Source organism: Oceanospirillum sediminis (assembly GCF_014164585.1).
Lineage (GTDB): Bacteria > Pseudomonadota > Gammaproteobacteria > Pseudomonadales > Halomonadaceae > Oceanospirillum > Oceanospirillum sediminis.
This window is the reverse complement of record NZ_JACJFM010000015.1, coordinates 31,671-51,373: the sequence shown is the minus strand read 5'-3', so window position 1 is coordinate 51,373 and position 19,703 is coordinate 31,671. Positions and strand designations below refer to the sequence as shown.

General features: G+C 45.5%; 18 protein-coding genes. 15 read left to right on the top strand and 3 right to left on the bottom strand.

All coding sequences use genetic code 11. The features are described from left to right. Window positions 1-63 precede the first annotated feature (63 nt). Genes tmk through H4O21_RS12690 form a run of 4 tightly spaced genes read left to right on the top strand, consistent with a single transcriptional unit; the run spans window position 64 to window position 2,941 of the window. Window positions 64-708, top strand: coding sequence for a dTMP kinase (tmk, locus tag H4O21_RS12705; protein ID WP_182809248.1), 645 nt, complete (start codon window positions 64-66; stop codon window positions 706-708). Continuing rightward, on the top strand, window positions 705-1,718 hold the full coding sequence (locus H4O21_RS12700) for a DNA polymerase III subunit delta' (RefSeq protein ID WP_182809247.1): 1,014 nt from the start codon (window positions 705-707) through the stop codon (window positions 1,716-1,718). Before tmk ends, H4O21_RS12700 begins: the two co-directional genes overlap by 4 nt. A gap of 49 nt (window positions 1,719-1,767) precedes the next feature. Then, complete coding sequence (locus H4O21_RS12695; protein WP_182809246.1) at window positions 1,768-2,139, top strand: PilZ domain-containing protein; 372 nt, start codon at window positions 1,768-1,770, stop codon at window positions 2,137-2,139. Window positions 2,140-2,149: 10 nt separating this feature from the next. Further along, window positions 2,150-2,941 (top strand): TatD family hydrolase, encoded by a 792-nt coding sequence (locus tag H4O21_RS12690; RefSeq protein ID WP_182809245.1) that lies wholly within the window; start codon window positions 2,150-2,152, stop codon window positions 2,939-2,941. Window positions 2,942-2,968: 27 nt separating this feature from the next. Here H4O21_RS12690 and H4O21_RS12685 read toward each other — a convergent pair whose 3' ends face one another. Continuing rightward, window positions 2,969-4,021, bottom strand: coding sequence for a YiiX/YebB-like N1pC/P60 family cysteine hydrolase (locus H4O21_RS12685; RefSeq protein WP_182809244.1), 1,053 nt, complete (start codon window positions 4,019-4,021; stop codon window positions 2,969-2,971). A gap of 257 nt (window positions 4,022-4,278) precedes the next feature. Between H4O21_RS12685 and H4O21_RS12680 the strand changes: the two genes are divergently transcribed. The 10 genes from H4O21_RS12680 (at window position 4,279) to H4O21_RS12635 (ending at window position 14,790) form a co-directional block, all read left to right on the top strand. Next, a complete protein-coding gene (locus H4O21_RS12680) occupies window positions 4,279-4,557 on the top strand; it encodes a hypothetical protein (protein ID WP_182809243.1) in 279 nt (92 codons plus the stop codon). Between the two features lie 428 nt (window positions 4,558-4,985). Continuing rightward, entirely contained in the window at window positions 4,986-5,639 is a 654-nt protein-coding gene (locus tag H4O21_RS12675) for a TetR/AcrR family transcriptional regulator (protein ID WP_182809242.1), read from the top strand. A gap of 1 nt (window position 5,640) precedes the next feature. Beyond that, on the top strand, window positions 5,641-6,540 hold the full coding sequence (locus H4O21_RS12670; RefSeq protein WP_182809241.1) for a radical SAM protein: 900 nt from the start codon (window positions 5,641-5,643) through the stop codon (window positions 6,538-6,540). Window positions 6,541-6,765: 225 nt separating this feature from the next. Next, window positions 6,766-7,119 (top strand): histone-like nucleoid-structuring protein, MvaT/MvaU family, encoded by a 354-nt coding sequence (locus H4O21_RS12665; RefSeq protein WP_182809240.1) that lies wholly within the window; start codon window positions 6,766-6,768, stop codon window positions 7,117-7,119. A gap of 240 nt (window positions 7,120-7,359) precedes the next feature. Continuing rightward, the gene (locus H4O21_RS12660; protein WP_182809239.1) at window positions 7,360-7,923 is read left to right on the top strand and encodes a DUF1285 domain-containing protein; all 564 of its coding nucleotides are present in this window, start codon (window positions 7,360-7,362) and stop codon (window positions 7,921-7,923) included. Then, complete coding sequence (locus tag H4O21_RS26310) at window positions 7,920-10,211, top strand: ATP-dependent helicase (RefSeq protein WP_182809238.1); 2,292 nt, start codon at window positions 7,920-7,922, stop codon at window positions 10,209-10,211. Before H4O21_RS12660 ends, H4O21_RS26310 begins: the two co-directional genes overlap by 4 nt. 1 nt (window position 10,212) lies before the next feature. Continuing rightward, window positions 10,213-10,821, top strand: a complete 609-nt coding sequence (locus H4O21_RS12650) for an acyl carrier protein phosphodiesterase (protein ID WP_182809237.1) — start codon at window positions 10,213-10,215, stop codon at window positions 10,819-10,821. Next, window positions 10,821-12,524, top strand: coding sequence for a sensor histidine kinase (locus H4O21_RS12645; RefSeq protein WP_182809236.1), 1,704 nt, complete (start codon window positions 10,821-10,823; stop codon window positions 12,522-12,524). The genes H4O21_RS12650 and H4O21_RS12645 overlap by 1 nt, the downstream gene beginning before the upstream one ends. A 532-nt stretch (window positions 12,525-13,056) precedes the next feature. Beyond that, the gene (gene hda, locus H4O21_RS12640; protein WP_182809235.1) at window positions 13,057-13,761 is read left to right on the top strand and encodes a DnaA inactivator Hda; all 705 of its coding nucleotides are present in this window, start codon (window positions 13,057-13,059) and stop codon (window positions 13,759-13,761) included. A 108-nt stretch (window positions 13,762-13,869) separates the two neighbouring features. Next, window positions 13,870-14,790, top strand: coding sequence for a sensor domain-containing diguanylate cyclase (locus H4O21_RS12635; protein WP_182809234.1), 921 nt, complete (start codon window positions 13,870-13,872; stop codon window positions 14,788-14,790). A gap of 104 nt (window positions 14,791-14,894) precedes the next feature. Here H4O21_RS12635 and H4O21_RS12630 read toward each other — a convergent pair whose 3' ends face one another. Continuing rightward, window positions 14,895-16,292 (bottom strand): sodium-dependent transporter, encoded by a 1,398-nt coding sequence (locus tag H4O21_RS12630; protein ID WP_182809233.1) that lies wholly within the window; start codon window positions 16,290-16,292, stop codon window positions 14,895-14,897. Between the two features lie 78 nt (window positions 16,293-16,370). Then, a complete protein-coding gene (locus H4O21_RS12625; RefSeq protein WP_182809232.1) occupies window positions 16,371-17,453 on the bottom strand; it encodes a Glu/Leu/Phe/Val dehydrogenase dimerization domain-containing protein in 1,083 nt (360 codons plus the stop codon). Between the two features lie 638 nt (window positions 17,454-18,091). On the opposite strand from H4O21_RS12625, the gene H4O21_RS12620 reads away from it, so the two are divergent. After that, a complete protein-coding gene (locus H4O21_RS12620; protein WP_182809231.1) occupies window positions 18,092-19,690 on the top strand; it encodes a diguanylate cyclase domain-containing protein in 1,599 nt (532 codons plus the stop codon). Window positions 19,691-19,703 lie beyond the last annotated feature (13 nt).

Here is a 19,703-nt window from a genome sequence, read left to right as displayed (position 1 = left end):
ATCGTTTTAAGGGGCTGCTTGTTTCTGCAAGTAGTACTCCGGATAGAAGAAAAGGTTTGATCTGTGCAAAATAAAAAGGGTGTTTTTATAACACTGGAAGGTTCTGAAGGCGTTGGTAAAAGTACTAATCTTGCATTTATTCAGCACTGGCTTTCAGAGCGGGGATTGCAGCCTGTTATGACCCGTGAGCCTGGTGGCACGCCTATGGCCGAAGAGATCAGGACGTTGTTGTTGCAAAAGCGTCAGGAAACCGTTAGCGATAAAGCAGAACTTCTGCTGATGTTTGCTGCACGGGCTCAGCATCTGGATACGCATATTATTCCTTTGCTGACAGAAGGGCGCTGTGTTGTGTCTGATCGTTTTACCGATGCAACATATGCTTACCAGGGCTATGCCCGTGGAGTTGATATGAGCTGGATTACTCAGCTGGAAACTCTGGTTCAATCTGATCTCAGGCCTGATCTGACTATTCTGCTGGATCTGGATATTGAGACAGCATTTAAACGCGTGGCCCGACGTGGTGAAGCCGATCGTTTTGAACAGGAAAAAACAGATTTCTTTGATAAAGTTCGATCGGGGTATCTGGACAGGGCGCGTCAGGAGCCAGACCGCTTTGCTGTAATTGATGCCAGTCAGTCGATTGAAACTGTGCAGCACTCTATAGCCGATGTGCTGGCAGATTTTTTTGATACCAGGGCTGAACCATGACGGAGTCTCAGTCTTCTTCTTTGGTGACAGAGCCTTTACTCTGGCAGCAGCAGGAGTGGAAACGTCTGATTGAACGCTATCAGGCCGGACGTTTGCCCCATGCTTTACTTATTTCTGGTGGAGAGGGTATCGGTAAATCCCATCTGGCCCATGCTCTGACGGCTTATCTGCTTTGTCGAACGCCTTCTGATACCGCGTGTGGTGACTGTGCTTCCTGTCAGTTGCTGGCTGCCGGATCTCATCCGGATCTGGCAGAAATATCTCCTGAGTCAGCCGGTAAGCAAATTCGTATTGAGCAGATCAGAGCCTTACAGAGTTATGTTGGAAAAACCGCTCAGCAAGGTGGTTTCCGTGTCGTTATCATGCAGCCTGCTGATGCGATGAATCAGAACTCTGCCAATGCTTTGCTGAAAAATCTGGAAGAGCCAGGAGAAAATGTTCTGTTTGTTTTGCTGACACATCGCATTAGCAGTGTATTACCAACCATTCGTAGTCGCTGTCAGCAAATAGCTTTACCTGTACCGCAGCATGATCTGGCTGTGCAATGGCTGCACGATAATCTGGAAAGTCATCAGGCTCTGCATACTGAGAAATTATTGAAGATGGCAAATGGCAATCCTCTGATGGCCAGGCAGCTGGCATCAGATTCGATGCATGAGCAAAGAGATAAACTGTTCTTGCTGATGGAAAGTCTTACCCGTGGCGCTGAGCCGGTTGAGCTGGCACCTTCATTTCAGGAGGGAGACCTTCAGTGGACGCTGCGCTGGATGCAGCAATGGCTGGCTGACTGGTCATCCTGGTGTTTGTTGCAGCAGGATTCTGAGGTGCGTTTTCCGGAGATGATGCCTTTATATCGACACTGGCATAAGACAGCCAGTCTTGATGCTGCGCGGGAACTCTATCAGAGAGTAGGAGAGTTACGCTCTCAGCTGGCTTCCGGAGGCAATCCGAATATTCAGCTGGCTATAGAGGCATTACTGATTAACTGGTCCGGGAAAATGCTGGTATAGGTGGTTTCAGCAGGATAACTGATTATGATGACAAGGAGGTGTGTTGCTAATGGAGACAACAAAACAGTTGCAACCCATTACGGATGGGGCAATATCAGATAGCTTAGATCTGGAATTTAAAACCCCGGATGAGTTATTTAAATCTTATATGCCTTTTATCAATGGCGGTGGTTTATTTATCCCCTGTACTGATGAGTTTTCTGCAGGTTGCTGGTTGACTCTGCAGCTCCGGTTACCGGGAGATATTACCTTTACTCAGGTTTTCGGCAAAGTCGTCTGGATTACCCCGGCTTATGCTCAGAATCAGAAGGTACAAGGAGTAGGTATTCAGCTACCAGCGGATGCTGCTGCTTTAAATAAAAGGATAAAGGTTCTTCTTGAGGGCTTTGATCTGACTCACTGCCCGACTTATACGTTTTAACAGGATCTCTATGTATTTAATTGACTCTCACTGCCATCTGGATCGACTGGATCTGGAAGCCTGGCAGGGTGATCTTTCAAAGGCTCTGGATGCCGCTCATGAACGTGGTGTAAGTCACTTTCTTGCGGTCAGTGTTACGCTGGATGATGTGGTAGTACTGAAGGATTTTGCCCGACAGTATAGCAGTGTGTTTGCTTCGGCTGGCGTTCATCCTTTACAGGATATGGCTCATGAGCCTTCCGTTGATGACATCGTTAAACAAGCAGAAGATGACCTGATTGTTGCCGTAGGTGAAACAGGTCTGGACTATCATTATGCATCGGATAATCGGGATATTCAGCTGGAACGTTTTCGTCGCCATCTGATAGCGGCTCAGGAAGTAGACAAACCCGTCATTATCCATACCCGAGAAGCGAAAGAGGATACTCTGGAGATGCTTCGGGAGTATGGCCCTGATGCTAAAGGTGTTTTACACTGCTTTACTGAAGATCTGGATATGGCCAGAGAGGCTATCAGAATGGGGTATCTGGTATCTGTCTCAGGTATTGTGACCTTCCGCAATGCTGATCAGGTACGCCTGGTAGCGCAGTCAATACCTCTGGATTCACTGCTGGTTGAAACCGATGCACCTTATCTGGCTCCTGTGCCACATCGGGGAAAGAAATGTCAGCCAGCCCATGTCCGTGATGTGGCTGAATTTATTGCTCAGTTACGTGGTATCTCGTACGAAGAGCTGGCAATGCAGACAACAGTGAACTTTTTCCGGCTGTTTAAAGGTGCACGTCCTCAGGTGGATAGCTAAAAGCGGTTATCTTCCTCTTGCACGATATTATTTCTGGCCCGGGATAATCTGCCCAGAAGAAGAGGAAGGCATATTATAAAAGTCTTCGTCTATCTGGGGGGACGGGATATGAGCCGGGCTGAATGCTCTGGGCTCAGTTTTTTCTGGTGGTAAGTGACTGGTGTCATCTGACTGGAGAGCCTGCTTGTTTTCACCATGATTATCATACTTTTTATGTTCAGATGACCTGTATTGCCCGGTGTTTGACTGATCAGGGCTACGGGTTTCCGGGGAGATATACATTGATGCTTCTTCTCCGGATAAAACACCTTTTCCATGCCAGGGCAGCAACCGATAGTCACTGTGTTCTGAGAAATCCATAAAGGGATATTTAATAATTTCGAAGTAAGGTGAATAATCAAAATCTCTGGGGGTACAGAGCTTAGGATTGCGCCGGAATAATTGAATATCATCCTCTCCGGCTTTTTTTACCAGTGGCAGAATAGGGAACTGGATGAAGCCAAAAGCTTCTGCAATCATAGTTGAGCAAACGGTTCTGGTGGCTGTTCCGGGGTTGTGCTGAAACAGAGATGAGCGCCATCGCCTTGGCATAATCCACCAGGGAAATAAAAATCTGGCCAGATCGAGAATCTGTCTGACATCATATTCTTTTCCCAGCTGACTGATGGTGTAATGGATCATCTGCTGGCTGTCTTTGCGATTGAGTCCGCGTGGGCGGCAGATGCGGATATGGTCCTGTTTATAGCTGGCCAGATCTCTGATCACAGTCCCCAACCCCAACTCTGACTCCACAATCAACTGGGTATCAGGAGGAAAAGGGAATAGCTCATTCACGGTTTCTCTGAGTTCCGGATCTTCGATATCATGCAGTCTTCCCAGATACAGTGCCGCATGTGACCAGCTGCTTTGAGTAATCATTTTAATCACTTCGCTGACTCGGGTCCGGCCTTCTACCAGAATGACATCGCAGGGGCGTAGTTCATATCTGATGCGCTCAAAGTCGGACAGAGGGAATTCGGGAGCGGGACGAGAGTGTATCAGCCAGTTAACCAGAGGCCGGGTAACCTTTGTTACTTTCATAGCTGGCTCCTTGTAAAGGGACTGACGGTGGCAGAAAATCGATCAGATTTCCCCCTCATCTTTTTCGTGGTAACTATCAATAAGCGTATGCTATTTTTTCCATTGCTGCATGGGGCATGGAATGTGATTCAGATCAAAAAAATAACCTGGGAGTATCAGAATTAACTGAATTGTAATAATTCTGGGGGGCGACAAGAGTACACTGAAATTATGACGTAAGGGTTAAAAAAATATTTAAATGCCCGGAGGGATTCGCCATGAAAACATATCATGTGGAACAGTTTGAAGTGATTGCTCGTCCAGAGTTTAATCGTGTACTACTGCCTAAGCTGGCTCCGGAGTTTGATCTTGAAAGTGCAAAACTCTACCTGACACCGGATGGTCGTTTGAGTATCAAAGATCGTGAATGTGAGTTTATTTTCTCTGACATCAGTGAAAAAAGTCTTCAGTTTATTCGTGAAGCTGGAGGTGTTTCTGTAATGAACCCATCTTGTAAGCAGCATCCAAAGTTAGCGCATATCCCACTGACTCATTGAGCGTTTTCTGAGAGGGTCTGGTCAGGCCCTCTGCTCTGGTATTCAGATTTCCTTTCCTACTGATTTGTTTTCAAATCGTAATATCAAACAGCCTGTTTTTCCTCAGGCATTCTGAGGGAGCTGAAAGAGACTATTTTCTCTTCTCTTCTCTTCTCTTCTCTTCTCTGTTTTTGTTCTGGTCTATTCTTTACCGGATTGAATTCTGGTTCAGTCCACTGTGTTGCCTTCCTGTATTTTCTGAATAACTGTCTTATTTTTATAGTGTGACCAGGTAGAGATGATTTGATCTGTTTTTGTGACTAAAAAAATAGATCTGGTCAGAAAGTGCTGCTTTGTGGTATTATGTGCGGCGCAGCAAATGGGGTTGTATCAGCTGCTGGTTAAGCTGGCAAATCGAAAGCTCAGGCTCTCAACAGGTAGAAAATATTATGACGTTATCAGCAGTAGAAAAGCAGGCCAGAAAAGTTCAGGAGTTTCGTCAAAGAGAGATGAATATTCTTGATGCTGCTCTGGAATTATTTCTTGAGCATGGTGAAGACAGAGTCACCGTAGAAATGATTGCTGATCATGTAGGTATTGGTAAAGGAACAATATATAAGCATTTCAGAAGTAAATCTGAAATTTATTTAAGATTAATGCTGGATTATGAAAAAGATCTGGCCGATCTTTTTCAGTCACCTAAAATTTCAGAAGATAAAGAAGCTCTGTCACGAGCCTACTTTGAATTCAGAATGCAGGATCCCGGAAAGTATCTTTTATTTTCCAGGCTGGAAGATAAGCTGACGAAGTCAGCTGCTGAGCCTGAAATGCTGGAAGAACTGCATCGTTTCAGAGCGCGCAACCTGGAAAGTCTGACAGACCTGATTAAAGCAAGGGTTGATGAGAATAAGCTGGAAGATGTTCCGAGCTATTTTCATTATTGTGCTCACTGGGCGCTTGTTCATGGCGCTGCAGCCCTGTATCAGTCACGTTTTTTTCAGGAGGTTATTCAGGACAAGGATGAGTTCTTTACATTCCTGATGGAAATTGGTGTGCGCATGGGCAACAGAGGGCAGAGAGGGAGAAACAGAGAAGAGCCCTGATATGTTTTATAACGATGATTTCCCCATTCAGTATATTGATCCTGTTTACCGGCCTCCTAGTGAGGCCCGGTCTTTAATTATACCTGTAACCAATGGTTGCAGCTGGAATAAATGCTCATTTTGTGAAATGTATACTGATGAGCAGAAAAGATTTTATGTGCGTAAGGAGCATGAAATTCTTGAAGAGATAACAAAATCAGGACAGGTTTTACAGGACGTTAACCGGGTTTTCCTGGGGGATGGTGATGCTATGGTGCTTTCTTTCAGAAGGCTGAAGACTATCCTGCTTGAATTAAATAATGCTTTTCCGGATCTGAAGCGTGTCTCTGCTTACTGTTTGCCCGGGAATATAAAAAATAAAACTATCAAAGAGCTTGAGGATTTAAAAAATCTCGGTTTATCAATGCTTTATGTTGGTTTTGAGTCAGGCGATGATGAAGTATTAAAACGTATTAATAAAGGAGAAAGTTCATTGTCCATCTTTGAGGCAATGGAAAAAATTAAACAGGCGGGAATAACCAGCTCAGTGATGATTATCAATGGCCTGGGTGGAGTGGATATGTCTGAGCAGCATGCAGTTAATTCAGCGGCTCTGGTTAATAAGATACAACCCGAATACTTATCGTCGTTGGTGCTGACTTTTCATAAGGGGCCACAGCGATTCCGAAAAGAGTTTGGCACTGTATTTCAGCCATTAAATAGTGTTCAGCTATTACATGAAATGCATTCATTTATAAAAGAACTGAACTTGCGAAAAACCATCTATCGCTCAGATCATGTTTCAAACCTGTTGCCTTTAAAGGGAACTTTAGGCAAAGATAAAAACAGATTATTATCTGAAATTGAGTTGGCTGAGAAGCAGTTGGGGTATCGCTCACTGATTAACCTGAAACAAATCTGAATCTATTACTAATATTGATATAGAATTTACATTTAGCTAACTTGTATTTTAAGTTATCTGGTATTAGTATTCATGGTAAACCTGTACCCGGTACTAAGCATCTGAACAAACGCTTTTTCTGAAAACAGTCATATTCTGCTGCCACAGGCTGAAGAATATCTGAATACTTTTGTTCAGGTATGTACTATTCGAATTTCCTCCCCACATGCCGTATGAGTGAGAAATATGTTAATCAATGAATACCGCCAGAAAGAAAAATTACTTCGCCAGCTTCAGGAAGAGCTGTCGGCACTATCTGAGCGTGAAGACCTGAAAAAAGAGTTAGAATTTAAATCGGCTATTGATGAAGTTCTGGCTAAGTTTGGTAAAACAGAAGCTGATCTTCTGGAGTTATTCGCTAAATCAGAAAGTGCAGAGGCTGCGCCAGAGCAGAAAGCTCGCCGTAAGCGTACTCCATCTAAGTACAAGAATCCTGAGACCGGAGAAGTGATTGAGGTACGTGGTGGCCGTCAGAAGAATTACCAGGACTGGATTGAACAGTATGGTAAAGAGCGTGTACAGAGCTGGAAAATCGGTTAATTCCGGTACGATCTGTACAGAATTAAAAAAGCAGCGTTACGCTGCTTTTTTTTTTGCCTGCAATATCCTTTTTCATCAGATAAAATCTGCTTTATATACCTGAACTGAAGTATTCCGATACTCTATAGCTAACGGCTGGAGAGTTCGGCAACTTTGAGAAAGGACGCATTTGTTCAGGGGGTGTCTTATTACTTAATATCCTTGTGATTGAAAAGGGATATTATTCTCCGGGTCATGATAATGAATAATCAGTTCTCACCTTTGAGTCTGGCACACCAGATAGAAGCGAATACAGGAGAATCAGGCCTGCCACCTGTTGAGCAGTGGAACCCTGAATTTTGTGGTGATATTGATATGAATATTGCCCTGGATGGTCAGTGGTATTACATGGGGTCTCCTATTGGCAGAGATAGTCTTGTCAGAATGTTTTCGACAATTCTGAGAAAAGAAGGTGATAAGTATTACCTGGTTACTCCTGTAGAAAAGATTGGTATTCAGGTTGAGGATGTCCCTTTTATTATTACCCGAATTGCAGAAGAGTCTGATGGAGCTATTATTTTTCTGACCAATACGGGGGATCTGGTACCTCTGGATGCAGAGCACCCTTTGATTGTTCTTCATGGGGATAATGATGAGCCCCGTCCCTACCTGACTGTTCGTGGCGGGATGCAAGGGCGTCTGCACAGGAATTTATTTTATCAGTTGGTCAGTGCCGCAGTAGAGAACGAGGTGAATGGGACCATGCATCTCGGGGTGTTCAGTGCAGGGCAGTTCTGGTCACTGGGTGAGCTGCCTGAAGAGTGATACAGTTAACAGAACAACAAGAGAACGTTATTCAGCATCGCACTGGTCATGCCAGAGTGATGGCGGTCGCTGGCTCAGGTAAAACAACGACCCTGGTTCACCGTGTCCTGCATCTGTTAGCGCAAGGTGCGAATCCCCGACGGATTCTGGTTTTAATGTATAACAAAGCTGCCCGCGAAGATTTTGCCCGTAAGCTCCGGCTATCTGCTGCTGATAGCAGTATGGGGGGGCATCCTCTGCCTGATGTTCGGACCTTTCATTCTATTGGCCATAAGCTGTGTCAGAGTTTGCAGCGCTGGGGTGTTTTGCCTGGCAGACAATTGATTCAGGAGGGCTGGCCGTATGAAAAACTGGTCAGAGAAGCGATTCATCGATCTCTTAGTGATGCCTCGGATCAATTGCAGCGTAAAGCACTGGACAAAGACTATCTGGAAGCTTTTTTGCAGTTCACTGAGCGTGTTAAGGCCGATCTGATTCGTCCTGATGATCAGTTTCAGCGACTGAACCTTCCTGATGATCAGATCTATTTTATTGATGCCTTTGGCCATCTGGAAGAGATTATGGCCGCTCAGGGCGTTATGACGTTCTCTGATCTTATATACCGCCCCGTCATGGCTGTCATTGCTCAGCCAGAGCTGAAAACCCGTATCTCAGATCATATGGATCATATCATCGTTGATGAGTATCAGGATATTAATCCGATTCAGCAATACCTGTTGACACTGCTGAGTGGTTCCAGGGCTTCTGTTATGGTTGTTGGAGATGTTGATCAGTGTATCTATGAATGGCGCGGTGCCAGGCCCGAATTTATGCTGAGTCAGTTCAGTGCTGAATTCAGCCCCTGTCAGTCTTATTCACTGAATTATTCTTTCCGTTATGGCCATGCATTGTCTCTGTGTGCTAACCATGTCATCAGTCATAACCGTCAGCGGGATAACCAGCTTTGTTTATCCGTAGATACTCATGCGCCTACTGATATCCGGGTACTGAAGGATATTGGTGATCTGACAGCTTGCTTTAGCCAATCTGATGATTTTCAGTCTGCTGAGGTTTCTGCTGTTCTGGTCCGAAGCTGGTCATTGAGTGTACCTGTGCAGCTTCATTTTCTGAGGGAGGGTATCCCCTTCAGGTTGATGCAGCAGAGCCAGTTTGTGTTTAATCAGCCGATGATTAATCAGTTTCTGACTTATTTCAGGCTGGTATGTCAGCCGGTGAACCAGCCTGTATCATCAGACTGGCTGGTACCCTGTCTGAGTTTCCCTCCTTTATTTCTTTCTAACAGAGAGCAGCAGAATGTCGTATCTTATGTTCAGCAGCAGGGAATTGATCCGGATGCTATCTGTGATCGTCTGAATCTGAAGCCGTATGGTAAAAAACGTCTGAAGAAAAGGCTGAATTTTATTCTTCATCTTTCGAGGTTATCACCCGACCAGCCTGCAGGGCCTCTGGTCATCGATATACTGAAAGAAACGGATGCATGGGAGATGATAGATAAGGCTGCAGCTACGAGAGAGCAGTCTGAGGAAAAGAAAAAAACACTGCAGGCATTGGCTGCTTATATACGGCAACAGCGTTGTAACATCAGTCAATTTCTGGCCATGATTGATGAGCAGCAGCAGTCTGGGGGTAGCCTGGTAAACAGACGTGGTGTCACTATCAGCACGGTTCATGGTGCGAAAGGGCTTGAGTGGGATCGTGTGGTGCTGGCGGGGTTGGCTGAGGGGCATTTCCCTTGTTACCAGAATCTGGCAGATTTCAGCCTTAAAGATGAGGAGAGTGAACGTCGCTTATTTTATGTCGCGTTAACCAGGGCAAAAAAGCAGTTATTGCTGCTGACGGATAACGGATTAAATGATGATTCTAAAAAGAAACGCTCCCGTTTTCTGGGGGAGATGCAGCTTCAGGCTAGTTATAGTGTGGCTGATCTTCTATATAAAGAACATGCGGCCCAATCCTCTGTAGAAGGAGTCAAGCCAGAAAGAACAGGACATTCTGTTCAGGTTGAACGGCCTGAGTTGATACAGCAGTATCTGACGTTTTTTAACTCTGCTATTGATGTGACTGCCATAGCTAATCCTGTTGCTGTACGAACATCTTATCGGAAGCCGGGAACTGGAGTTGCTGAAGTACCATACCGTATTGGTGATCAGCTGGTGCATAAGGCCTTTGGAGAAGGTGTTTTGTTGGAGATATCCGCTGAGCAAAGTAACAGGATTACTGTAGAGTTTAAGAATGGAGATAAAAAGGTATTGCTTGCTGACAGAGCTCCACTGGATTGGCTGAATTAGTATGAACTACCTTGCTCACGCCTGGCTGGCGAGACAGCAGAGTGTTTTGTTTCGTCTGGGCAATCTGATGGCTGATCATATTAAAGGCAGAGGACTACCGGATGATCTGTGGGCAGAGCTATCGGATAACGAACAAAGTGAGCTGAGAGCCGGGGTTCTTTATCATCGCCAGATTGATTCTGTTGTTGATCATATGGCAGAAACGAAGATGCTGAAACAGGCATTCAGAACTGAGTACCGGCGCTATGCGGGTATTGTGCTGGATATGGCATGGGATCATATACTGGCCAGGCAGTGGCATAAGTACTCCGGTATAACTCTGGCAGGGTTTGCCGAAGCACAATACGAGCTGTTGCAGGATTATTCTGATCTGCAGCCTGTCCCAATGAGAAAGATGGTGCATCATATGGTGCGACATAACTGGCTGGAGTCTTATGCGATACTGATGGGGATTGAGCAGGCGCTTTCCGGACTTTCCGCCAGACTGAGATTTGATAATAAACTGGCAGAATCTGTGAGTGAAATAGCACGCCTGGATGCTGAGCTTTCAGGTTACTTCCCTGTCGTGATGGACAGGCTCCAACAGATCCCATTTTACAGGCAGGATTAATGCGTTCAGAAACCAGTAAACGTTTCCTTAATATGGCTTATCCAGTGGTCGTGATTATGCTGATTGCTGTGGTTTTGCTGGCCTGGAGTCTCTATCAGAGCCGGGTACGTCAGACAGAAATGGTGGCCCATCTTTCAGAGCAGACGATGGAAGGTGCCCTGTCTGAAATGCAGAAGTCCCTGAATTTTCTTGTCAGGGATAATGCATTCTGGGATGAAACTATTAAGTTTTATCACACCAGAGATCAGCAATGGTCTGATAGTAATATCGGACAATATCTGAATGACTCTTTTGGTCTGGCGGGGAGTTTGCTGGTTTCTGAGCGTGGTATTGAATGGTCATGGCTGACAGAAGAACATCTGATTGAAAGTGATATTGAACATGCTTTTTTAGCAGCAGATATCTGGAGTCAGCTACATAATAATTGGCAATCCATACCTCCTCTCTCTGAATCGGCTTTTATACGTATTAAGGATAAGGTGTACTCTTTTCATGGCAGTTTGCTGACACCTGAGGATGAGACGCTGGCGCCAGAAAGAGATGGCCGGATTGCCTTGGTTCTGCTCAGAGTTGTAGATGAGGTTTTTTTGCAGAACTTATCAATGTTAAAGCATATTGAAGGTATCAGGCTGGAGGTGATCAATCGCTATGACGAGCATCAGCATCGTGAGGACCCGGAGCGTTGGGCTATTGAAGCCCATTACCCGCTAATGGGTCTGAATAATGAGCTGGTTGCCATGTTGTCATGGTATCCCGCTTATCGTCTTGAGGATGTATACAGAGAAATACGCCCCTGGATTCTGGCTTTTGTTGTTATTTCAGGTTCCTGTTTTATCTGGTATGTCATCAGGGTACGTCAGACAGCGTTTGTTCTGGATCAGGAAATATCTGCCAGAAAAGAGGCTGAACGTTTGCTTGAAAAGCATAAGGCCGCTCTTGAAGAGACCGTCAGGAGTCGGACTGAAGCGTTACACAGGGCTCTTCTGAGTGAACAGAGAGCAAATGAAGAAAAAGACCGTTTTACTGCGCGTATGAGCCATGAAATGAGGACGCCTCTGAATGCTATATCGGGCTTTACGCAGTTGATGCAAATGGAACTGGATGATCCTGAAATGCTGGATTGTCTGACAGAAATTGATGTTGCGGGCAAACGATTGTTGAGCATTGTGGATCAGGTTCTGAACTTGTCTGATTCGGATCAGAAACATAAGCTTTCTCAGTATCATTCTTGCGACCTGAAACAAACCTTGCTGCCTGTTCTGGATGAGTGCTCTGACTGGTCGTCTGAACAGGGTGAAGCATTATTTGAATATGCTGAACTACCTGATTCAGTTGAACTGGCAATACCTGCTGATGTGCTGATTGAAGCATTTGCAGGGCTTATTGATAACACAAGGAAATACAGAACGTCTGAGGAATATCATGTCAGAGTGATGATTGAGGTAATGGAGACCGAAATTGAAATCAGAGTACTGGATAAAGGTCTGGGGATTCCAAAAGAAGAGGGTCTAAAGTTGTTTCAGCCTTTCAGCAGGCTGCATTTTGATTTATTACCTGACATTAAAGGTGTTGGGTTGACCTTATTTGTTACTCGAAAAATGATGCAGTCTTATGGGGCGAGTATTGACTACTGCGGCACCGGTATTGATGGTTCCGGTAGCTGCTTTGCTTTATGCCTTCCCAGGTTGATGATTTTGCCCTGATGTGTCTTTTTGTTTTTTGGTTTGTTGTTAAGAGTTGCTGTTTTGTATCTTTATTTTTCCTGGTTGGCATTGCTGCGCTATTTTATCAGGAGTTTTACGGCAAGACTCAGGGTTACTCCTGGTTATCTGCTGACTGGCTATCACTTAGAATATCAGGGATGTCTGATGTCAGAGTGCCAATTTCGGTAGCAGATAATGAATTAAGGATGCCTGGAGTATTTAAATGGAGCAGAATGATCGAAAACAGATATTGCCTGTATTGATTAAAGTTGTCTGGGGTGTAGCAACACTGGCGTTGATTTATCGTTTGGTTGCAATGGTTGATCTCTATTAGCTACCTGTAAAAGACGATAATGGTTATGCAGTTCTTTATAGTGCTGGTACGGATATAGAAATATCTTTTTTTTTTAATGCCCGGCAATTATGATTGGTTCGGGTGTATAGAAATGTGTGAGTAACAGACAGGTTTTCTTTGCATCCATAAGGATGTATTCTGTATTTATTATTGCTCTTTAAGGTAAGTCATTGAAATATGGCTGATTTCCAATCATCACAACTCTCACTGAGCATAGGCCTTCGGGATGATGCGACCTTTGCGAACTTTTTCCCGGGCGATAACGATTGGCTGCTTCAGGCGATCCATGCGCAGCTTTCTGGTCAGGGAGAGGTATTTCAGTATATTTATGGTAGTGAGGACTCCGGCAAAAGTCATCTCTTGCAGGCGGCCTGTCACCTGGCAGATGAGAAAAATCTGAGTTCTGTTTATTTGCCTCTTGATGAACTGGCACTTCTTTCTCCGGATTTGCTGGAAGGGCTGGAAAATCTGGATCTGGTTTGTATTGATGATCTGCATCTGATTGCCGGGCGTTCTAAATGGGAAACGGCTGTTTTCCATCTTTTTAATCGATTACGGGATTCTGGACGTTGCCTTATTATTTCGGCAGATGTACCTCCTGCTCAGTTGGGTATTAAGCTGCCGGATTTATCTTCCCGGCTGGCATGGGGGGTGACGCTCTCCTTGCAGAAGCTGTCTGATGAGCAAAAAAATGAAGCTCTGAAGTTAAGGGCGCGTGAAAGAGGGTTAGAGCTGGCTGATGATGTGGCTCGTTATATTCTGCATCGTGGTCCTCGAACGTTAAGAGAGCTGTTCGGTATGCTGGAGCAACTGGATCACGCTTCTTTAATGGCAAAGCGTAAGTTAACGATACCTTTTGTAAGAGAAACACTGAAATGGTAGTTTTCGGGCAATAAGGATATATACTGATAGGTAGAACAGCACTTATATATCTGTAAGGTTTACTAAGTGGACGTTAGTGGCCTTTGAAAATAAGTTAAGGAGGGCGCTATGGCCGCTGTATCTGATCAGCTCGTCGGAGCTGTTATTGCTCAGTCTAAAGAGTTGTTAATTTTGCTGGACCCGGATAGTCTGAGTTTTGTCTACAGTAATTCTGCGGCAGAGTCTTCCCTTGGGTATGAGAAAGGGGAAATCTGTGAAATTTCACCCCATGATCTTTTCCCTGAGTTTTCTGTCCCTGAGCTGACCGCTTTAATTGAGAATCTCTCTGGTTCTGAGGCGAAGCATCTGTCAATGAATACTGTTCTGGTGTCTAAGTTATCGGGTATGCGGGATTATATGCTCCAGCTTCAGTATGTTGAAGTTGAACAGAAAAAGCTGATCCTGGTTAATGGGCATGATGTTACTGAAAGAATGGCTGAAACTGACCAGATGCAGGAAATGCTGGCCAGTGTGCAGATGAATTCTATGCAGGATCCGCAAACAGAGCTAATGCAGCGGGTCTTTTTTATCCCTTATCTGATGGGTGGGCTTGAGCAGGCTGAGGAAAGAGAGCAGCCATTGGGTGTCATGTTACTGGATATTTCTAACCTGCAGGATATTAACTCTGCTTATGGTGAAGAAACTGGAAATAAGGTTCTGAAGCACATTGGGCAGATTGTAATACGTCTGGTTGATTGCCGTGAGCATGCTTGTCGTTTTTCCGGTCAGAAAATTTGTATGCTGCTGCCATCTGCTACCCGTTCTTCCGTCCAGGATCTGGTTAAACAGTTAATGCGAGCTGTTGGTCGTTTATCTTATGCGGGCTATCCTGATCTGGAAATTAAGCCCAGAATGGGGATCTGGTTTGGCAAGCATCAGGCTGATCCTGAAACGTTGCTGGGTGCTCTGGGAGTGAGCTACAAAGAGAAAAAGGCTAAGGGAGATGACCTATTGGTTTTGTTGTCGCCTGAGCTTCCGGTATCTGCGTAGGCTTCCGGGTATTAAGTCAGATTGTTTATCTGATGGATAAACAAAAAAACAGAAGGGGGGCTGCTTGCAGATCCCCCTGCTGTTTTTGAGGATTGTATTGTGAATTAGCCCAGCAGACCGATGCTATTCATAAATACAATGATAACGGCGGCGGGTGTAATGTAGCGAGTTACATTCCAGAACAGTGTCATAGGGCCATTGGCCAGGCTCAGCTCTTCAGCAACTTCTTCTTTCTTCATTACCCAGCCAACATACAGGGCCGCCAGCAGGCCAGCCAGAGGTAACATGATATTGGCAGTGACATAATCTAACAGATCAAAAATTGTCTTGCCTTCAAACGCAGGAATCATGCCGAGCGGGTGTACATCAGACCACAGATTCAGTGATAGTACGGTAGCAATACCCAGGAACCATACGGCACCTCCGGCAACCAGTGTCGCTGTCACACGGTTAAAGCCGCTGCGCTCTTCCAGCCATTCAACTGAAGGTTCCAGTAGAGAGATTGCAGAGGTCAGAGCGGCAAATACCAGCAGTACAAAGAACAGTGTTCCAATGATAGTGCCCAGAGACATGCTGCCGAATGCCAGAGGCAGGGATACGAAGATCAGGCCTGGGCCTGCGCCAGGTTCCATGCCGTTAGCAAATACAATCGGGAAGATGGCCAGGCCTGCGACCAGAGCAACAACTGTATCCATCAGGCCGACTGTGATGGAAGTGCGGCCGATGGATACATCATGGTTCAGGTATGAGCCGTAAGCCATCATAACACCGGTACCCAGGCTAAGTGTAAAGAAGGCATGGCCCAGGGCTTTCAGTACGCCCTCCTGAGTGAGTTTGGAGAAGTCTGGTGTAAGCAGAAAGCTGACCCCCTGAGCAAAGCCGGTTGTTGTCATCGCGTAAATGACCATAACAATCAGCAGTGCAAATAATGCTGGCATCAGCCAGGTTACTGCTTTTTCCAGGCCGCCTTTAACGCCTCGGGCTACAATAAACAGGGTCAGCGCCATAAACACACTGTGCCAGAACAGCAGGCTGGATGGGTCGGCCAGCATAGCGCCAAAGATACCACCAACAGCATCGCCATCTTTACCAATAAAGTCACCGGATACGGTGTAACCGACGTAGTTAATGGCCCAGCCGCCAATGACACTGTAGAAAGACAGGATAAGAAAGGCTGCCAGGGTGCCGATAGCACCAATAGATACCCATCCAGAGCTGGCATTATGTTTGCTGATCAGGTCTCTCATACTGGCAATTGGGCTTTTAGCGCCTTTACGGCCCAGCATGATTTCTGCAATCAGGATTGGCAGGCCGACAGCGGCAATACAGAGCAGATATACAAGAACGAAAGCTCCGCCGCCATTCTCTCCAGTGATATAGGGAAACTTCCAGATGTTACCCAGGCCAACCGCAGATCCTGTGGCTGCCAGCACAAAAGCCCAGCGTGACGACCAGTTCTGGTGTCCCGCAGTTGCAGTGGTCGTTGTCGTTGTATCAGACACGAGATTCTCCTCGAATTAACGCGTGAACTTATCTCCGGACCTCAAATGCTGAGGCCCGCAAAAATGAAAAAATAAAAATCAGGCTGCTTGATGGATGTTTCTGGGATTGGCAAATCTTTCTCTGGCAACTGCGTCAGCAATGATATGCGTGGATTGCTGTTCGCTGTCAGAGCGACTGAAGATTTCCATCAGAGTGTCATGGACGGATTCGATATGTTGATTGAGTGCGTCCGGATCATCATTGCCCAGGCGCTCATAACAAACATCAATAATACCGCCAGAGTTTATTGCATAGTCAGGGGCGTAAAGGATGCCTTTGTTGCGTAACGCTTCACCATGAATTGCATCATTTTCCAGCTGGTTGTTAGCTGCGCCGGCAATAACTTTTGCTTTCAGTTGCTCTATGGTGTGATTATTCAGTATGGAGCCCATGGCGCAGGGGGCAAAGACGTCGACATCAAGGCCGAAGATCTCATCTGAGGAAACGGCCGTTGCCCCCAGCTCATTCACGCAGCGTTTAACCATGTCGTCGTAGATATCCGTTACCCAAAGCTCAGCTCCGGCTTCTTTGAGGTGTTTGGCCAGTCGGAAGCCAACATTGCCTACACCCTGTACTGCTACTTTCAGGCCGCTCAGGTCATTAGTACCCAGGCGATACTGAACGGCTGATTTCAGACCGACAAATACGCCGTAAGCTGTGGATGGGGATGGATCGCCGCTGCGTAACTGGCCATCCAGGCAGTGTTTCTCATGGATGCCGGCGACATAGCTGGTCTCCTCTGCCATTATTTTCAGATCAGGTACGCTGGTGCCTGAATCTTCAGCGGTAATGTAATGACCTGATACAGACTCTATCAGACGCCCCATTGCTCTGAGTAATTCCGGGGTTTTCTGTTCTCTGGGGTTACCGATGATAACCGCCTTGCCTCCACCCAGAGGCAGGTTGGCCAGGGCTGATTTATATGTCATGCCCCTTGATAGCCTGAGTACGTCTCGCATGGCTTCGTTGTCGTTATTGTAGGGCCACATTCTACAGCCGCCCAGTGCCGGGCCGCGGTTTGTATTATGAACTGCGATAATCGCTTTCAGACCTGAGGCGGGATCAGATCCGAAAAGAACCTTTTCGTGATCGTCAAAATCAGGATGGCTAAATACGTTCATGGCGTACTCCTTTTTATTATTAAGGCTTTTGGCCTTGTTCTGTGTCAACCACTTTTGGTGGTTTCCGGACCTGCGTTATACATAACCCGGTCTGTTACATCAGGTATGGATGATGCTGAACGGATTCGCAAGCATTGACCATAGGTTGTTGTTATCTGGTCATGTCGTATACAGATGGTTGTATTTGTAACCATATTGTATGCCAACAAATATAAAATCATTATAAATCATGGTGTTATGTGTTTAAGCATTAGATGTGCCATAAGGTGATGATACTTTGGTGTTACCAGATTACACGGCTATGTTACCAGATGATATTTAGTTAATTTTGCTAAAAAAAATAGATAATCAGTTTTATAGACTGTCAATGCCAGATAAAACAGTTTTTGTACTTATCAGGTGTTTTTCGGGGTTTCAGGTGTGCGGTGTAATGAAATGGTTACACTGGTCGTGCTTTGCCTATCTGGAGGTCAGGTGTTATCAGAGGGAGGTGGCAAAATATAAATCAGGCTGCGATGATCAGGTGTTTTTTATTCTTTACACTTATTGTGGGGTGATTTATCAGGGCGTAATTCTGTTGCCTGCATATACTGAAAGCATATGAGAATGTATCAGGCTTATGGTAGCTGGAGGAGATTATGCAGAATTCAGTTGGTCGTTCTGCGCTTATTGTTCTGATTCTTGGATTGCTCCTTTCCGGAATATCAGGCATTACTGTATATCAGTTAAAGCAGGATGTGAGTCAGTCCAGGATCAGTGCCGATATGAAAGTACTTTCCCTGCAATTCAGCGAAGAACTCAGACTGGCAACAGAGGCTGTTCATGGCCTGGCAGCGGGAATGGCTACTGATTATGGCTTGCCTTTGTCAGAAGCAGAGCAGCACTTTCATTATTTATCTGAGTCAGTATTAAATCGGCATGAGAAAATTCAGAGTGTTTACTGGACCCCGATTATCAGAAGCAGTGACAGAAAATCAGCAGAGCAAAACTGGCAGGCTTATTTTCCTGACTTTCAGATTTATGAGTTAACAGACTCAGGAGTTGCTGTACCAGCTCGCCAGCGTTCAGATCATTTTCCGGTTCTGTTTGTATCTTCTGAATTAAAAGAGCGCAATAACAGAGGGTTTGATCTGGCTTCTGATTCCGTATTATTGCAGGGGATCAGAGATGCGGTTGTTTCCGGCAGGATGACTATCAGTGGACCTGTTTCTACCCGGGGGTATGGTAAAACGTCTTCTTCCGATGCTGATCGGCTGGTGCTGCTTATTCAGCCGGTCTTTGATCCCGAAGCAGAAGATAATATATCAGGGCTTCTGTCTGCATTTATTTCTGTCAGGCATTTGATGAAGGAGGTTTTGTCAGCTTCAAAACTGACAGGTTTACACGTGCAGCTGACGGATCAGAATATACTAAAAGATTCAGTAGAGGCAGATGCTTTGCTTTTTCGGCAATTACCGGCTTCTGCAAAAGTTATGGATATGGCCCAGAGTTTTCTGATTAATGTTTTACCTGGTTATCACTGGCTGCTAACGGTCACGCCATCTGAAGAGTTTATGAATGAGCGCAAAAGTGATCTGGCCTATGTTGTTACTCTTACCGTATTGATTCTGACGGCGATTGCAGCTTCCTATGTGCGTATGAGTGAACGCCGTCAACTGGACCTGGAGCAAGTATCTGACGCGCGTTATCAGGAGTTGAGGAAATCTAATAAAGAGCTGGTGAAAAAAAGTCAGACAGATGATCTGACAGGGATTGCTAACAGGCATACTTTTGATCACTCTTTTGATCAGGAATGGAAGCGGACAAGAAGAGAGCATCAGTCTTTATCTCTGGTGTTGTTTGATCTGGATGATTTTGACTCATTTAATCAGCATAAAGGCCGTTTAAGAGGGGATGAATGTTTACGAAATATCGCTGAAGCTATACGTTCTGCTGTTAATCGTCCAGGCGACTTACTGGCGCGTTATGGAGGGGATCAGTTTGTTTTGCTGCTACCAAATACGCCGGACTCCGGAGCATCCATGCTGGCCAGGCAGTGCTGTCAGTTGGTTGAATCTATAGCTATTCCTCATCATCAGTCATCAGCGGCAGAAGTGGTTACTATCAGTGCGGGAGTTTGCTCTCTCATTCCTGATGGCGGGATTGATCAGTACCAGATGATGGAATATGTGGCTCAGGCAATGAGGCAGGCGAAGCAGAAAGGAAAAAACAGGGTGGAGTCAATTGATCCGGTGTAAGTGATGATACCCT

Coding starts and splice junctions, on each gene's coding strand:
- H4O21_RS12670 (WP_182809241.1), top strand. CDS start 5,641: ATGTTTTATAACGATGATTTCCCCATTCAGTATATTGATCCTGTTTAC.
- H4O21_RS12700 (WP_182809247.1), top strand. CDS start 705: ATGACGGAGTCTCAGTCTTCTTCTTTGGTGACAGAGCCTTTACTCTGG.
- H4O21_RS12625 (WP_182809232.1), bottom strand. CDS start 17,453: ATGAACGTATTTAGCCATCCTGATTTTGACGATCACGAAAAGGTTCTT.
- hda (WP_182809235.1), top strand. CDS start 13,057: ATGGCTGATTTCCAATCATCACAACTCTCACTGAGCATAGGCCTTCGG.
- H4O21_RS12645 (WP_182809236.1), top strand. CDS start 10,821: ATGCGTTCAGAAACCAGTAAACGTTTCCTTAATATGGCTTATCCAGTG.
- H4O21_RS12675 (WP_182809242.1), top strand. CDS start 4,986: ATGACGTTATCAGCAGTAGAAAAGCAGGCCAGAAAAGTTCAGGAGTTT.
- H4O21_RS12690 (WP_182809245.1), top strand. CDS start 2,150: ATGTATTTAATTGACTCTCACTGCCATCTGGATCGACTGGATCTGGAA.
- H4O21_RS12680 (WP_182809243.1), top strand. CDS start 4,279: ATGAAAACATATCATGTGGAACAGTTTGAAGTGATTGCTCGTCCAGAG.
- H4O21_RS12695 (WP_182809246.1), top strand. CDS start 1,768: ATGGAGACAACAAAACAGTTGCAACCCATTACGGATGGGGCAATATCA.
- H4O21_RS12620 (WP_182809231.1), top strand. CDS start 18,092: ATGCAGAATTCAGTTGGTCGTTCTGCGCTTATTGTTCTGATTCTTGGA.
- H4O21_RS12650 (WP_182809237.1), top strand. CDS start 10,213: ATGAACTACCTTGCTCACGCCTGGCTGGCGAGACAGCAGAGTGTTTTG.
- H4O21_RS12685 (WP_182809244.1), bottom strand. CDS start 4,021: ATGAAAGTAACAAAGGTTACCCGGCCTCTGGTTAACTGGCTGATACAC.
- H4O21_RS12660 (WP_182809239.1), top strand. CDS start 7,360: ATGAATAATCAGTTCTCACCTTTGAGTCTGGCACACCAGATAGAAGCG.
- H4O21_RS12665 (WP_182809240.1), top strand. CDS start 6,766: ATGTTAATCAATGAATACCGCCAGAAAGAAAAATTACTTCGCCAGCTT.
- H4O21_RS12635 (WP_182809234.1), top strand. CDS start 13,870: ATGGCCGCTGTATCTGATCAGCTCGTCGGAGCTGTTATTGCTCAGTCT.